This is a genomic window from Pseudomonas sp. LG1E9, from assembly GCF_003290225.1.
Lineage (GTDB): Bacteria > Pseudomonadota > Gammaproteobacteria > Pseudomonadales > Pseudomonadaceae > Aquipseudomonas > Aquipseudomonas cyclaminis.
In genome coordinates this window covers 6,080,917-6,094,933 of the sequence record NZ_CP029983.1, presented here as the reverse complement: position 1 = coordinate 6,094,933, position 14,017 = coordinate 6,080,917, and the positions used below count along the sequence as shown (strand labels likewise).

The 14,017-nt window shown below is 61.0% G+C and carries 11 protein-coding genes; 8 read left to right on the top strand and 3 right to left on the bottom strand.

Features of this window, described 5'->3' with window-relative positions:
* Positions 1 to 142: 142 nt before the first annotated feature.
* Positions 143 to 1,021, top strand: a complete 879-nt coding sequence (locus DNK50_RS27900; RefSeq protein WP_112196817.1) for a DMT family transporter — start codon at positions 143 to 145, stop codon at positions 1,019 to 1,021.
* Between the two features lie 26 nt (positions 1,022 to 1,047).
* Here DNK50_RS27900 and DNK50_RS27895 read toward each other — a convergent pair whose 3' ends face one another.
* Complete coding sequence (locus tag DNK50_RS27895) at positions 1,048 to 2,382, bottom strand: MFS transporter (RefSeq protein ID WP_112196816.1); 1,335 nt, start codon at positions 2,380 to 2,382, stop codon at positions 1,048 to 1,050.
* Positions 2,383 to 2,605: 223 nt separating this feature from the next.
* Here DNK50_RS27895 and quiC point away from each other — a divergent pair, with 223 nt between their 5' ends.
* Both quiC and DNK50_RS27885 read left to right on the top strand, forming a co-directional pair.
* Complete coding sequence (quiC, locus tag DNK50_RS27890) at positions 2,606 to 4,507, top strand: 3-dehydroshikimate dehydratase QuiC (RefSeq protein ID WP_112196815.1); 1,902 nt, start codon at positions 2,606 to 2,608, stop codon at positions 4,505 to 4,507.
* Between the two features lie 80 nt (positions 4,508 to 4,587).
* Entirely contained in the window at positions 4,588 to 5,253 is a 666-nt protein-coding gene (locus tag DNK50_RS27885) for a TetR/AcrR family transcriptional regulator (protein WP_112196814.1), read from the top strand.
* A 126-nt stretch (positions 5,254 to 5,379) separates the two neighbouring features.
* Here the strand turns inward: DNK50_RS27885 and DNK50_RS27880 are convergent, their stop codons facing one another.
* Positions 5,380 to 6,228, bottom strand: coding sequence for a shikimate dehydrogenase (locus DNK50_RS27880; protein WP_112196813.1), 849 nt, complete (start codon positions 6,226 to 6,228; stop codon positions 5,380 to 5,382).
* Complete coding sequence (aroQ, locus tag DNK50_RS27875) at positions 6,225 to 6,674, bottom strand: type II 3-dehydroquinate dehydratase (protein WP_099584720.1); 450 nt, start codon at positions 6,672 to 6,674, stop codon at positions 6,225 to 6,227. Before aroQ ends, DNK50_RS27880 begins: the two co-directional genes overlap by 4 nt.
* 207 nt (positions 6,675 to 6,881) lie before the next feature.
* On the opposite strand from aroQ, the gene DNK50_RS27870 reads away from it, so the two are divergent.
* From DNK50_RS27870 to DNK50_RS27850, 5 genes are all read left to right on the top strand, one after another.
* The gene (locus DNK50_RS27870) at positions 6,882 to 7,403 is read left to right on the top strand and encodes an RNA polymerase sigma factor (protein WP_099584721.1); all 522 of its coding nucleotides are present in this window, start codon (positions 6,882 to 6,884) and stop codon (positions 7,401 to 7,403) included.
* Between the two features lie 63 nt (positions 7,404 to 7,466).
* Positions 7,467 to 8,465: a FecR family protein gene (locus DNK50_RS27865; RefSeq protein ID WP_099584722.1), complete on the top strand. Its 999-nt coding sequence runs from the start codon at positions 7,467 to 7,469 to the stop codon at positions 8,463 to 8,465.
* A gap of 151 nt (positions 8,466 to 8,616) precedes the next feature.
* A complete protein-coding gene (locus DNK50_RS27860; RefSeq protein ID WP_112196812.1) occupies positions 8,617 to 11,367 on the top strand; it encodes a TonB-dependent receptor in 2,751 nt (916 codons plus the stop codon).
* Between the two features lie 103 nt (positions 11,368 to 11,470).
* The gene (locus tag DNK50_RS27855; RefSeq protein WP_112196811.1) at positions 11,471 to 12,091 is read left to right on the top strand and encodes a heme acquisition protein HasA; all 621 of its coding nucleotides are present in this window, start codon (positions 11,471 to 11,473) and stop codon (positions 12,089 to 12,091) included.
* A gap of 176 nt (positions 12,092 to 12,267) precedes the next feature.
* Positions 12,268 to 14,016 carry a type I secretion system permease/ATPase gene (locus DNK50_RS27850; protein WP_112196810.1) on the top strand — a complete coding sequence of 583 codons (1,749 nt, stop codon included), beginning with the start codon at positions 12,268 to 12,270 and terminating at the stop codon, positions 14,014 to 14,016.
* Position 14,017: the final 1 nt, after the last annotated feature.

Here is a 14,017-nt window from a genome sequence, read left to right as displayed (position 1 = left end):
CTCGATTCCCATGATTTAGTGCGCTGTTCGCCCGGTGTTTGGTTATGCTCTTGGGGCAGACTCCGACCCGGCTGCTAGATTACCGGGTTGAGCGCTATTTCGTTCAGTGCTCGGTGTTCCGTCCGCCACGCAAGAGAATTCCATGACTGTCAGTACCCCGCTGTCCGGCGTCAACCATCCCTTCAAAGGCATTGTGCTGATTGTGGCGGCGACGTTCCTGTTCTCCAGCCACGACGCCTTGTCCAAATACCTGGCCGGGTTCTACCCGATTGTGATGGTGGTGTGGGCGCGCTACGTGGTGCACACCGTGTTGATGGCCGGGATTTTCCTGCCGCAATCGGGTCTGCGCGTGCTGCGCAGCAAGCGGCCCGGCATGCAGGTGGTGCGGGCCCTGTGCCTGTTGGGCACCAGCCTGTTTTTTACCTCGGCGTTGCATTACATCCCATTGGCGGAAGCCACGGCGGTGAACTTCCTGGCGCCGATCCTGGTAACCGCGCTGTCGGTGCCGCTGCTGGGTGAGCACGTCACGCGTGGCCAGTGGCTGGCAGTGATCTGCGGGTTTGTCGGCGTGCTGGTGATCATCCATCCCGGCGGTGAACTCTTCACCCCGGCGGTGTTGCTGCCGCTGTGCTCGGCGCTGTTTTTCTGCTTCTACCAGTTGCTCACCCGCATCCTCAGCCAGTACGACACACCGACCACCAGCAATTTCTTCGCCGGGCTGTGCAATACCTTGGTGATGAGCGCAATGGTGCCGTTCTTCTGGCAGATCCCGACGCTGTGGCACGGGGTGATGATGCTGGCGCTGGGCACGTGCGGGATGACCGCGCACCTGATGCTGACCCAGGCGTTCCGCTTTGCGGCGCCGGCCTTGCTGGCGCCATTCGGCTATTGCCAGATCGTGTTTGCGGGGTTGTTGGGTTGGCTGGTGTTCAGTCATACCCCCGATATGACCACGGTGGTCGGTATCGGGGTGATCTGCATGAGCGGGTTGGCCGCTGCCTGGCAGCAGCGGCGTCGATAGGTCAGGGGATGGCTCTGGGGGATGGCTCAGACGTCTACGGTAGGAATCCTGCGCGGCGCCATGAAGTACATCCAGGTCAGCGCAATGAAGTACATCGCCGGGATCAAGGTGAACAACACGGTGTAGTTGTTGTTGGTCACGGTGAGGATATGGCCGACGATCTGGGTCATGAACATGCCGCCGATGGCCGCGCACATGCCGCCGAAGCCGAACACGGTGCTCATCATGTGCTTGGGCGTGTAGTCCATCACCAGGCTCCAGATATTCGCGGTCCAGGCCTGGTGCGCGCCGATGGCCAGGGAGATGGCAAATACCGCGACCCACAATTCGCTGGAACCGGCTGCCATGATCACGCCGACGATGCAGCAGGCAAACAGCAGCATCGACAGCAACCGCGCCTTGATCGAGTTCATCCCGCGGCCGATCAGGAATGACGACAGGATGCCCCCGCCCACGCTGCCGAAGTCGGCGGTCAGGTAGATGATGATCAGCGGGATGCCCATCTGGGTCACGTTGATGCCCAGGTTGTATTGCTGGTTCAAAAACGGCGGCAGCCAATACAGGTAGAACCAGAACACCGGCGCGGTCAGCGCGTAGGCAATCGCAAAAGCCCAGGTGCCGCGCATGCGCAGAATGCGGCTGAACGGCACGCCAGGCTGTTGCGGCTCGACTTCCCGTTGCACGTAGTCCAATTCGGATTGTTTAACGCTCGGATGATCTTCCGGGTTGTAGTACTTCAAACCCCAGAACACCAGCCAGATCGCGCCCAGCGATGCCATGCACAGGAAGGCAGCCTGCCAGCCCCACACATGCAGGATCAGCGGCAGCAGCATCGGCGTCATCATTGCGCCAACGTTGGTGCCGGCGTTGAAGATCCCGGTGGCCACCGCACGTTCACCCGCAGGGAACCACAACCGCGTGGTCTTGACGCAAGCCGGGTAGTTGGCGGCTTCGGTCAGCCCGAGGATAAAACGGCAGACCATAAAGCCGACGGCCGAGGTCGCCAGGCCGTGGGCGCCGGTGGCCAGGCTCCAGAGCAGTACCGCGCAGAAGAACACGCGCTTCACGCCGACTTTGTCGATCAAGCGGCCTTGCAACACAAAGCCAATTGCGTAGCCCACCTGGAACCAGAAGTTGATGTTGGCGTAGTCCATCGCCGTCCAGCTCATCTCTTTGGCGAGGATCGGTTGCATGACACCGAGGGCGGCGCGGTCGATGTAATTGAGGGTGGTGGCGAAGAACACCAGGGCCAACATGCCCCAGCGGGTTTTACCGACGGCCATGGCGCCGCGGATCTTGTCGCCGATGCCGGCGTGCGGGGTGCCGGGGCGCGAGGCCAGGGCGGAGTTTTGCGAAGGCATGTGGTTGTACCCGTTTTTTGAAATTTTTATGGTGTGTTCTGGGTCTTTTATAAACGTTTGTAGCGGGATCGATGGTGCGCAGCGGCTAAAAAATCGTCAATTCGCCAAAGAGGCTTAGTGTTCGATAATCGCACCAAAAACTAACCGGTTCGTACATTTTAATTGCTGCGTGTAGGCTGGGGGCGAATAATTTGCCACAAACAACAATTGCCGGGAGTCGTCCATGCAACGTTCCATTGCCACCGTTTCATTGAGCGGCACCCTGCCGGAAAAACTCGAAGCCATTGCCGCCGCCGGGTTTGATGGGGTTGAGATCTTCGAGAACGACCTGTTGTATTACGACGGCAGCCCCCGTGAAGTCAGGCAGATGTGCGCGGACCTCGGCATTGCCATCACCTTGTTTCAGCCCTTTCGTGACTTTGAAGGCTGCCGCCGCGACCGCCTGGCGCGCAACCTGGAGCGGGCCGAGCGCAAATTCGACCTGATGCAGGAACTGGGCACCGACCTGGTGCTGGTGTGCAGTAATGCCTCGGCCGATTGCGTCGGCGATCAACAGATTTTGCTCGATGACCTGAGCCTGCTGGCCGAACATGCCGGCCGTCGTGGCTTGCGCATCGGTTATGAAGCGCTGGCCTGGGGCAAGCACGTGAACACCTGGCAACACGTGTGGAACCTGGTGCGTCAGGTCGATCACCCAAGCCTCGGCGTGTTGCTCGACAGCTTCCATACCCTGTCGCTCAAGGGCGACCCAAGTGCCGTTGCCGAGATCCCCGGCGACAAGATCTTCTTCGTGCAAATGGCCGACGCGCCGATCCTGGCCATGGACGTGTTGGAGTGGAGCCGGCATTTCCGTTGTTTCCCCGGCCAGGGCGAGTTTGATCTGGCGGGCTTTCTGGCACCGATCATCAAGAGTGGCTATACCGGGCCGTTGTCCCTGGAAATTTTCAACGATGGTTTCCGCGCTGCGCCAACCCGTGCCAATGCCGCCGATGGCCTGCGTTCGCTGCTGTACCTGGAAGAGAAAACCCGCCAGCGCCTGGCCGAAGAAGCGCCTGCCACACCGGTCGATATCCTCTTCGAAACCCCGGCGGCGAGTGAGTATGACGGCATTGAGTTCCTCGAATTTGCCGTGGATGAAAACCTCGGCGCCAAGCTGACGAACTGGCTGGAACGCCTGGGGTTCGTCAAGGCCGGGCAGCACCGCTCCAAGAGCGTGAGCCTGCTGCGTCAGGGTGATATCAACCTGATCCTCAACTGCGAACCCTATTCCTTCGCCCATAATTTTTTCGAAGCCCATGGTCCGTCCTTGTGCGCCACGGCGATCCGGGTCAAGGACAGCGCCAAGGCCCAGGAGCGAGCGGTCGCCTATAAAGGCCAACCCTATCGCGGCCTGGTCGGCCCCAACGAGCTGGAACTGGCGGCCGTGCGCGCACCGGATGGCAGCCTGATCTACCTGGTGGACCCAAGCGAAGGCGGGCTGTATGACACCGACTTCAACCTGCAAACTGCCTCGACCGACGCCGGCGGTTTGCTGCGCATCGACCATATGGCCATGGCCCTGCCGGCCGACAGCCTCGACAGTTGGGTGCTGTTCTACAAGAGCCTGCTGGACTTTGAAGCCGATGACGAAGTGGTGCTGCCCGACCCTTACGGCCTGGTCAAAAGCCGCGCCTTGCGCAGCCGTTGCAGCTCGATCCGCCTGCCGCTGAACATCTCCGAAAACCGCAATACCGCCATTTCCCACGCGCTATCGAGCTATCGGGGCTCCGGCGTGCACCACATTGCCTTCGACTGTGCGGATATTTTCGCCGAAGTGCGCCGTGCCAAAGAGGCCGGCGTGCCGCTGCTGGATATTCCGCTCAACTACTACGACGACCTGGCCGCACGTTTCGATTTCGACGACGAGTTCCTCAGCGAGCTGGCGTACTACAACGTGTTGTACGACCGCGACGCCCAGGGCGGTGAGTTGTTTCATGTGTACACCGAACCCTTCGAGGGGCGGTTTTTCTTCGAGATCATCCAGCGCAAGAATGGCTATGCCGGCTACGGCGCGGCCAACGTGGCGGTGCGTCTGGCGGCAATGGCCAAGTCCCGCAGCGGTGCGGCGCGCCAGGCACGTTTATAAGGGGTTGTCGGGTGCTTCCTTCGGGGAGCACCGGGGCCCATAATCGCGGCCTGCACAATAAAAATGGCCGTGAGCGCACCATGACCTCAAGTCCCGAACTCCCCGAGGTGCAAGCCGCACCGCGCAAGAGTCGTAAGAACAACCCGGAAAAGACCCGCGAAAACATCCTTCAGGAAGCCATTGTGGAGTTTGTCCAACAGGGCTTGTCCGGCGCGCGCGTGGACGCCATCGCCGAGCGCATCCACACCTCCAAACGCATGATCTATTACTACTTCGGCAGTAAGGAGCAGTTGTACGTCGAGGTATTGGAGAAGCTCTACGGCGATATCCGCAACACCGAAACGCGCATGAACCTGACCGAGCTGGAGCCGCGAGAGGCGATTCGTCGGCTGGTGGAGTTCACCTTTGATCACCACGATCAGAACGTGGACTTTGTGCGGATCGTCAGCATCGAAAATATCCACAATGCCGAGTACGTGAAACGCACCGACACGATCAAGGCGATGAACAGCAAGATCCTTGAGGGGTTGGGCGCGACCCTGCGTCGGGGCGCGGAAATGGGCCTGTTCCGTGAGGGCCTGGAACCACTGGATGTGCACTTGCTGATCAACTCATTCAGCTTTTACCGGGTGTCCAACCGCCATACGTTCAGTGAGATTTTTCAGATCGAACTGTCGGATGACGTGGTTAAACAGCGCCATCGCGAGATGATCTGTGAGTCGGTGTTGCGGTATCTGCAGGCTTGAGTGACCCGATTGGAATGCATTCCTATGTAGGAGGGCAAACAAGCCCGCTCACCACAATGTTATGTGTAAGCCTTTGAGAGTTGTATGGATACCAATGGCCATCGGGGGCAAGCTCCCTCCCACATTTCAGGTATTCATGCTCTTGAAGTGCGCCAGCATCCGCTGTGCATCCGCCACCTCGCCACTGAACAATTCAAACGCCTTCACCGCCTGAAACACCGCCATGTTGCCGCCATCCAGCGTGCGGCAACCCAAGGCGCGGGCATCGCGCAGCAGTTCGGTTTCCAGCGGGAAATACACGATTTCAGCCACCCATAGTTCGGCTCTCAGCAGTGCCGCAGGTACGGGAGTGCCGGGCAGTTTGGCCATGCCCATCGGCGTGGTGTTGACCAGGCCATCGGCCTCGGCCATCGCGTTTTCCAAATCCTGACCCACTTGTGCACGGCCATTGCCGAAACGCTGGGCGAGGTTATCCACAAGGTCACGGGCGCGGCTGACGTCTACGTCGAAAATACTCAAGTGCTCCACACCTTCTGCCAATAACGCATGCGCTACCGCGGCGCCCGCACCACCGGCGCCCATCTGCACCACGCGCTGGCGCGTTACATCATTCAGGTTGCGCCGGAAACCTTCGGCGAAGCCCAGGCAATCGGTGTTGTGGCCAATGCGTTTGCCGTTCTTGAACACCACCGTATTCACCGCGCCGATGCCCCTGGCTTCGTCGGACAGTTCATCGAGCAACGGTAGGATCGCCTGCTTGCACGGGTAGGTAATGTTCAGCCCGGTAAAGTGCATCAACTCGGCAGCGTCCAGCAGATCGGGCAGGGCGTTGATGTCCAGGTGCAGGGGCTCAAGGTCAATCAGGCGATACAAGTACCGCAGCCCTTGGGCGTCGCCTTCCTGTTCGTGCAGGGCGGGGGTGCGGGAAGCCTGGATACCGGCGCCGATCAGGCCAGCGAGGATGCGCGGTTTCATTGAGCCGATCCTTTCAGCAACTGGCTGAAGTGCTCCAGTGCCAGGTGATAGCCGTGGCTGCCAAACCCGGCGAGCACCGCTTTGGCGATGGGCGACACAAAGGAGTGATGACGAAACGCTTCACGGGCATGCACGTTGGATAAATGCACTTCGATCACTGGCACTTCACTGGCCACCAGCGCGTCACGAATCGCCACCGAGGTGTGGGTCCAGGCCGCCGGGTTGATCACGATACCGGCGCAACGATTACGGGCGCTGTGGATCCAGTCCAGCAGTTCGCCTTCGTGGTTGGTCTGGCGAAATTCGATTTTCAGCCCGAGCTTGTCCGCGCTGCGTCCGCACAGGGCGGCGACGTCGGCCAGGGTTTCGTGGCCATAGGTGGCAGGCTCGCGGGTGCCGAGCAGGTTGAGGTTGGGGCCGTTGAGCACCAGCACGATAGGCGGCATTGGGGGTATCTCCACAGTTCTTGTTCGTTGTGTGGATAAAATGTACTGGTTAGTTAATTTGGTCAATTGATGGCAACGGATGTGTTCGATTACCGAACTTTTAATCAGGCGTGTCCTACGGCGGAATCAGATTAGATATCAATTGAAAATCATTCTCGACAACGCTTAAGATGCCCGTGTGTTTCCTTTACATTCCAGGGAGTCGGTTTGTCGGACGTGGATCTCAAGGGCCTGTTTCTCAAGCACGCCGATACCCTGCGGGGGTATCTGGCTCGCAAGGTACGGGACCCGCAGTTGGCGGCCGACCTGGTACAGGAGAGTTTCCTGCGCCTGGCGGAAAAACCGGCCGGCGAGCGCATCGACAATTCCCAGGGCTATCTCTATCGAACGGCGAGCAATCTGCTGATCGACCATATTCGCCAGGAAGCACGGCGCAAGACCGATTCCGTGCCCCATGAGGCGTTGGCCGAGATTGAAGATGACGTGGCCGGGTTGGAGGCTCAGGCAATGGCGCAGCAACAGCGGCAGGCGTTGAAGCAGGCATTGGCGCAGTTGCCGGAACGAACCCAGCAGATCTTCCGTCTGAACCGTATAGAGGGCATGACCCACGCCCAGGTTGCCCGGCACCTGGACATCTCCGACAGTTCCGTGCAAAAGCACCTGGCCAAGGCATTGGCGTACGTGATGCAGCGCTTGCAGGACGGTGAGGTGACGCCATCCGACGAATGAATTACGGAAAATTGCCAGGTCAGACGTCACAGCGTTATATAACGAAAAATTCGAGATTCACACGTGAATAGCCAGGGTCCGCAGCAGCACAGCATTACCGAGGCGGCCGCCGATTGGGCGGTGCGCCTGCACGCCGGTGCCCTGACCGACCAGGAGCAGGCCGAGCTGCGCCAGTGGATCGCCTGCGACAGCCGCCATGAAGGGGCGTTGCGTTATGCCGAGCGGACCTGGGCGGCGTTGGGCGAGGTGCATAAGGACGAACCGGCGCATCGCCAGCGCCCGTCGTCGGCGATGCCGCCGGTGCGCCGAACCCCGCGACGCAGGCCGTGGCAACGTGCGGCAGCGGTGGCGCTGGTTGTGGTGGTGGCCGGCGTGGGCTGGGTGCGCGGGCCGGACGCCTGGCTGCGCATGCAGGCCGATTACGTCACCCAAAAAGGTGAAGTGCGCACCGTGCACCTGGCCGATGGCAGCACGGTGGAGCTGGATTCCGCCAGCGCCATCCGCCTGGACTACGACGGCGTGCAGCGGCGCATCAGCCTGATCCAGGGTTCGGCGATTTTTGACGTGGCGCCGATGGTGGGTAAGGAAACCCGCCCTTTCGTGGTGCAGAGCGCCGGCGGGCAGACGCAGGCGTTGGGCACGCGGTTTGTGGTGCAGCGCGAGGACGACCGCCACGGCTGGGTCGGCGTGTTGCAACACAGCGTTGAAGTCTCCCTGCACGCCACACCGAAAAACGGCCCGAGCGATCATGTGCTCAAGCAGGGCCAGGCCGCGCGCTTCAGCCCCGAACAGGGCATCGTGCCGCTGGATCAATTTGATGTCGACCGTGCCACCAGTTGGCGGCGCGGCGTGTTGATCTTTGATCGCCAGCCGCTGGCCAAGGTCATTGAACAACTCAACCGCTACCGGCCCGGCCAGGTGGTGTTGACCCATTCCGACCTGGGCGAGCGTGAAGTCAGCGGTGTGTTCCGCCTCGACATGCTCGACACGGCCCTCGGCACCCTGACTCAGGAACTCCAGGTGCAACGCTTGGACCTGGCAGGCCTCAGCCTCATTTACTGATGACCCGGTGGGAGTCGCGCTCTCACCCGCTTGAAACCCCTCGCACAAAAACTTTTAAAAAAACCTTACTGACTTCCTGCGCCTCGTACGTCTTGCTATGTGAGAAGCATTCGCATAAACAAAAATACGATCAGCGTAGGGAAAGCCAGAAATGTCAGCACTCACCAAGGGGCGTATCACCGGTAGCCGGTTAGCCCTGGCCATCCACTTGGGCCTGTTCGCCGCAACGTCACCCGTGTACGCGGCGGCGCCTCAAGTGGGCGCGGCCCAGCCCGCCGTGCTGACGTTCGATATTCCTGCGCAGTCCTTGGGCAGTGCCGTATTGGCCTTTGCCGACCAGGCCGGTTTGCAGGTGCTGTTCGACAGCCCGCGCCTGCAAGGTTTGAGCAGCACCGCGCTCAAAGGCAGCTTCAGCGTTCAGGAAGGCCTGGGCCGTTTGCTCGGCGCCGCGCCGGTGGAATATCGCTTTACCAGCGAGCGCCAGGTGACCCTCAACCGCGTCAGCGATGATCACGACGGCGCCATGACCGTTGGCACCACCACCATCACCGGCAACACCAACGGCCAGGCCAGTGACTGGGTGTACCAGACCCCAAAGTCCGTGGCCGTGATCAGCCGTGACATGATCGATAAACGCCCGCCCCGTCACGCCGCCGACATGCTTGAAGAAACCGCCGGCGTCTACACCGCAGTGAACCAGCGCGACCCCGGCCTCTCGGTGAACATTCGCGGCGTGCAGGACTACGGCCGCGTGAACATGAACATCGACGGCATGCGCCAGAACTTCAACGTCAATGGCCACCAGCAACGCAACGGCACCATGCTGATCGACCCGGAGTTCATCTCCAGCATCGAGATCGACAAGGGCAGCCAGTCGGGGCAGGGCGGGGCAGCGGTGTTGGGCGGAATTGCCTCGTTCAAGACCCTGGATGCCAGTGAGTTTCTCAAAGACGGCAAGGAGTACGGCGGCCGCCTGCGTGCCGGCAGCGGCATCGGTGAGTTGGGTAACGGCACCGACTTCAACGGCAGCGGCGTATTCGCCTTTAGCGATGAGCGCGGCGATGTGTTGCTGGGCTACAGCGAGCGGCATTTTGGCAACTACCGCGCCGGCAAGCACAACGACGACAACCTGGGCACCAACCTGCGGGCCCGAAAGTACGCCCCGGCGGCCTTCGACGACTGGTTGAACAGCGAAGTCGGTGACACCGGCAGCGTGACCCGCTCGCAGATCGTCAAGTTCGGCCTGAACTTGCCCAACGACCAGCGTGTGCAGTTGAGCTACCTGGAAAGCGACACCGACAGTAACGATGCCTGGGGTTATATCGCCGATGACCTTCAGAGCACCTATTACGTGCGCACCAGCAAAAACAATCTCAATGCGAAAAATGTTGCGCTGGACTACAGCTACAGCCCGGACAACGCGCTGATCGATCTCAAGGCCAAGCTCTATTACGTCACCACCCAGATGGATCGCGGCAATAGCCCCAACCAGTCGTCGCCAGGCACCGGTAACTACGTCGGTGCCTACACCGATCACTTCCAGACCGACACCTGGGGCCTGCAGGGTGACAACACCTCGCGGTTTGATTTCGGCGAGCGAGGGCATGTCACCTGGAATTACGGTGTGGAGCTGTATCAGGACGAGTTCAAGCCACGCACCAACAAAGTTGAAGCCACCAACAACCTGGGCTTGTTGCCTTACGCAGAGGGCAGTACTCCAGGAGGCAAACGCACCATCGCCAGCCTGTTCAACAACGCGCAGTACGAATATGGCGGCTGGCTGACCCTGGATGCGGGCCTGCGTTATGACCGCTATCGGCTTGAAGGCGAAACCGGCATGACGCTGTACCGGCGTGATCGCTTCTACAACAGCCTCGTCGGCGCCAGGCGTGTCGCGGAAGTGATTGAGGTTGACCGTGAAGAAGGCCAGTTTTCGCCCACCTTCGGTCTCGCGGTGAAACCGGGCCTGGACTGGCTGCAACTCTATACCCGTTGGGGCAAGGGCTGGCGGCCACCGGCGGTCACCGAAACCTTCATGACCGGCCGCCCCCATGGCGGCGGTTCGGGAGAGCGCGTCTTCCCCAACCCGTACCTCAAGCCTGAAGAATCGCGGGATTGGGAAGTGGGCATGAATGTCTTCAAGGAAGGCTTGTTCTTCAGTGACGATCGCCTCGGCATGAAAGTGGCTTACTTCGATACCCGGATTGAAAACTTCTCTTTCCTCAACACCAGCGTCAGCTTGCCGGAAACCCAGGTGGGTGGATTTCTCGGAACCATGGCGTACGTCAATAACACCAACCCGACGCGCTTTCGCGGGGTCGAATACCAGCTCAATTACGACATGGGGCGCGCATACGCCAACCTCAGCTACACCCACATGATCGGCAGCAATGAGTTCTGCTCGAAGAACTACTACATGGGCGGCGCCAAGACCACCGGGCCCAGAACCACGCGCCTGGAGCGTTTCACACTGCCGGATGGGCGCATCAGCATACGGCCGGTCACCACTTATGAAGTGCTGGATGACGACGTCGCCAACAACCAGGAAAGCTGCGGGCGAATCATGGGTAACGCCACGTACATGCCTGCCGATCGCGGCTCGCTGACGCTGGGTGCGCGCTTTCTGGAAAAACGCCTGGATACCGGTGTGCGTGTGCGCTACAGCTCGGGCAACGGCGAAAACCTCAATCAGCAGGGCTACGAACTGATGGATCAGGCGATGTGGCCCAAGTACACGCTCTATGACCTGTACGCCAGTTACTGGATGACGGATCAACTGAACATTGCCCTGGCGTTGGAAAACGCCACCGATGAAGCCTATTTCGTTGCCATGGGCGACGCCAACAACCTCAGCCTGGCACGCGGGCGAACCCTGAGCGGAATGTTGGAATACAAATTCTGATCAGCGTGCGCAGGCAGCTGATTAACGGTTTTGCCCATGGGTGGGCAAAAAGGCACGCCGCACCGGCGTGTTTATCAAAAACGTTGTTTAACGAGGTTCAGTGATGACTATTTCTGTTAGCTACGATTCGGGCCTGGGTTCTCTGTCGGTATCGGACTACCTGAGTGCCTGGGCGGTGGGGTTCAACACCGCAGGTCACGGCACCAGTAACACGGGTGGTTTCAGCAACGGCACCCTCAGCGGCGATCAGTATTCGACCCACGGCGCCAACAACTCCGAGTACGCGTTCATCGCCGACAGCGACACCAGCAATGGCCTGCACTATGTGTTCAACCCGTCGCTGCCTGCCAGCAGCAACCTGAACCACTACCTGTGGGGCGACCTGGATAATGTGCAACTGGGCACAGGCCTGGGCGGCGGCAGTGGCAGCGACTTCAGCCTGAGCGACTTCAAAGTCGCGTTCAACGGCCTCGACCTGAGCGCCGCCGAGGGTGCAGGCCGGGCGGGCAACGAGGTCCAAAGCGTGATCTTCGGCTTGATGCAGGGCAATACCGCCGCGCTGGAAACCGTGCTCAACAACCTGCTCGACGACTTTGGCCTGTCCACTGCCAGCACCTTCGACGAAGTGTCTGCGGGCCTGGCGGCACACGCCAGCGCAGTGTCCAGCGACGTTGCCCTGGTGGGTGTGCAAGACGTGGCCCAGGACTGGGCACTCGCCGCCTGAGCCGGCTGCTGCAGGAAAAAAGCGAATGGAAGATCGCTCTCCCATTCGCCGCATGACACACCGCCGTCGCCCAAGCCTTCTAACTCTTCCGGCGACGGCGGTGCCGAATTCTGCGCAGCGTCGTATCGCCTGTCAACGCGGCGACGCTGCACGCTCAACCCCACGAGAACCTCCAGATGCGCCACGCCGGCAACGAAACCCTGGCCGCCCTCACGGCCTATAAAAGTGGCTTCTTCAACATCGGCCTGTTCTCGGCGGTGATCAACCTGCTGATGCTCGCCCCGGCGCTGTACATGTTGCAGGTGTATGACCGGGTGCTCGCCTCCGGCAATCAGATGACCCTGTTGATGCTGACGCTGATGATCCTCGGCCTGTTCGGGCTGATGGGCGCGTTGGAGTGGGTGCGCAGCCAGGTGGTGATCCGCCTCGGTACGCAGATGGACATGCGCTTGAACCAGCGCGTATACGACGCCGCGTTCGAGGCGCAACTCAAGGGCGGCAGCCAGGCGTCGGGGCAGGCGGCGGGGCAGGCGCTGCATGACCTGACCACGCTGCGCCAGTTCGCGACCGGCCAGGCGTTGTTCGCGTTCTTTGATGCGCCGTGGTTCCCGGTGTACCTGCTGGTGATCTTCCTGTTCCATCCCTGGCTCGGCATGCTGGCCCTGGGCGGTGCGGTGATTTTGATTGCCCTGGCGTGGATCAATCACCATGTGAGCCAGGCACCGATGGCCCAGGCCAGCCAACTGTCCATCAGCACCAGCCAGCAGGCCACCGCTAACCTGCGCAATGCCGACACCATCGAAGCCATGGGCATGCTTGCCACCTTGCGCGGGCGTTGGTTCAGCCAGCACCAGGCATTTCTCGCGCAGCAGAACCTGGCCAGTGAAAAGACCGCCGCCGTCAGTGCCTGGTCCAAGGGCGTGCGCCTGGCGTTGCAGTCCCTGGTGCTGGGCCTGGGCGCGTTGCTGGCGGTGCAGGGCGACATCACGCCAGGCATGATGATCGCCGGTTCGATCCTGATGGGCCGGGTGCTCACGCCCATCGACCAACTGATCGGCGTATGGAAGCAATGGGGCTCGGCGCGCCTGGCCTTTGAGCGGCTCTCGAAGATCTTGGCGGACAACCCTGCGCGGCCGGCACGCATGAGCCTGCCGGTGCCCAAGGGGCAGTTGAGCGTCGAGCAGGTCAGCGCCTGCGCCCCTGGCAGCCGTCGGCCGGCGCTGGCCAACCTTGGCTTTAATCTGCCAGCGGGTGAAGTGCTGGGTGTGATCGGGCCGTCGGGCTGCGGCAAGTCCACCCTGGCGCGGGTGCTGGTGGGCGCCTGGGCACCGCTGGCCGGCAAGGTGCGGCTGGACGGTGCCGACCTGACCCAGTGGGACAAGCAGCAACTCGGCCCGCACATCGGCTATCTGCCCCAGGACATCCAACTGTTTGCCGGCAGCATCGCCGACAACATTGCCAGGTTTGCCGAGCTGGACGCCGACAACGTCCTTGCCGCCGCGCAAATGGCCGGCGTGCATGAACTGATCCTGCAACTGCCCCAAGGCTACGACACGGTGTTGGGGGAGGGCGGCGCAGGCCTGTCCGGCGGGCAGAAACAACGGGTGGCGCTGGCACGTGCCCTCTATGGCTTGCCCGCGCTGATCGTGCTGGATGAACCCAACGCCAACCTCGACGAAGTGGGCGAGCAGGCCTTGCTCCAGGCCATCGCCCAGCTCAAGCAGCAGCGTCGCACCGTGATTCTGATAACCCACAAAGCCAATGTGCTGAGCCTGACCGACCAACTGCTGATCCTCAAGGACGGCCAATTGCAGGCCTTCGGCCCCACGGCGCGGGTGCTGGAAGCGCGGCACAAACCCGCAGCCAGCAAACCGGTGTCGACCATGAGCATGAGTTACCGCCTCGGTGAAGGAAAACAGGCATGAA

What these genes read in the sequence shown, in the direction of transcription:
- aroQ (WP_099584720.1), bottom strand. Translation starts at nt 6,674, where the DNA reads ATGCCGCCTATCGTGCTGGTGCTCAACGGCCCCAACCTCAACCTGCTC.
- DNK50_RS27850 (WP_112196810.1), top strand. Translation starts at nt 12,268, where the DNA reads ATGCGCCACGCCGGCAACGAAACCCTGGCCGCCCTCACGGCCTATAAA.
- DNK50_RS27855 (WP_112196811.1), top strand. Translation starts at nt 11,471, where the DNA reads ATGACTATTTCTGTTAGCTACGATTCGGGCCTGGGTTCTCTGTCGGTA.
- DNK50_RS27895 (WP_112196816.1), bottom strand. Translation starts at nt 2,382, where the DNA reads ATGCCTTCGCAAAACTCCGCCCTGGCCTCGCGCCCCGGCACCCCGCAC.
- DNK50_RS27860 (WP_112196812.1), top strand. Translation starts at nt 8,617, where the DNA reads ATGTCAGCACTCACCAAGGGGCGTATCACCGGTAGCCGGTTAGCCCTG.
- DNK50_RS27880 (WP_112196813.1), bottom strand. Translation starts at nt 6,228, where the DNA reads ATGAAACCGCGCATCCTCGCTGGCCTGATCGGCGCCGGTATCCAGGCT.
- quiC (WP_112196815.1), top strand. Translation starts at nt 2,606, where the DNA reads ATGCAACGTTCCATTGCCACCGTTTCATTGAGCGGCACCCTGCCGGAA.
- DNK50_RS27885 (WP_112196814.1), top strand. Translation starts at nt 4,588, where the DNA reads ATGACCTCAAGTCCCGAACTCCCCGAGGTGCAAGCCGCACCGCGCAAG.
- DNK50_RS27900 (WP_112196817.1), top strand. Translation starts at nt 143, where the DNA reads ATGACTGTCAGTACCCCGCTGTCCGGCGTCAACCATCCCTTCAAAGGC.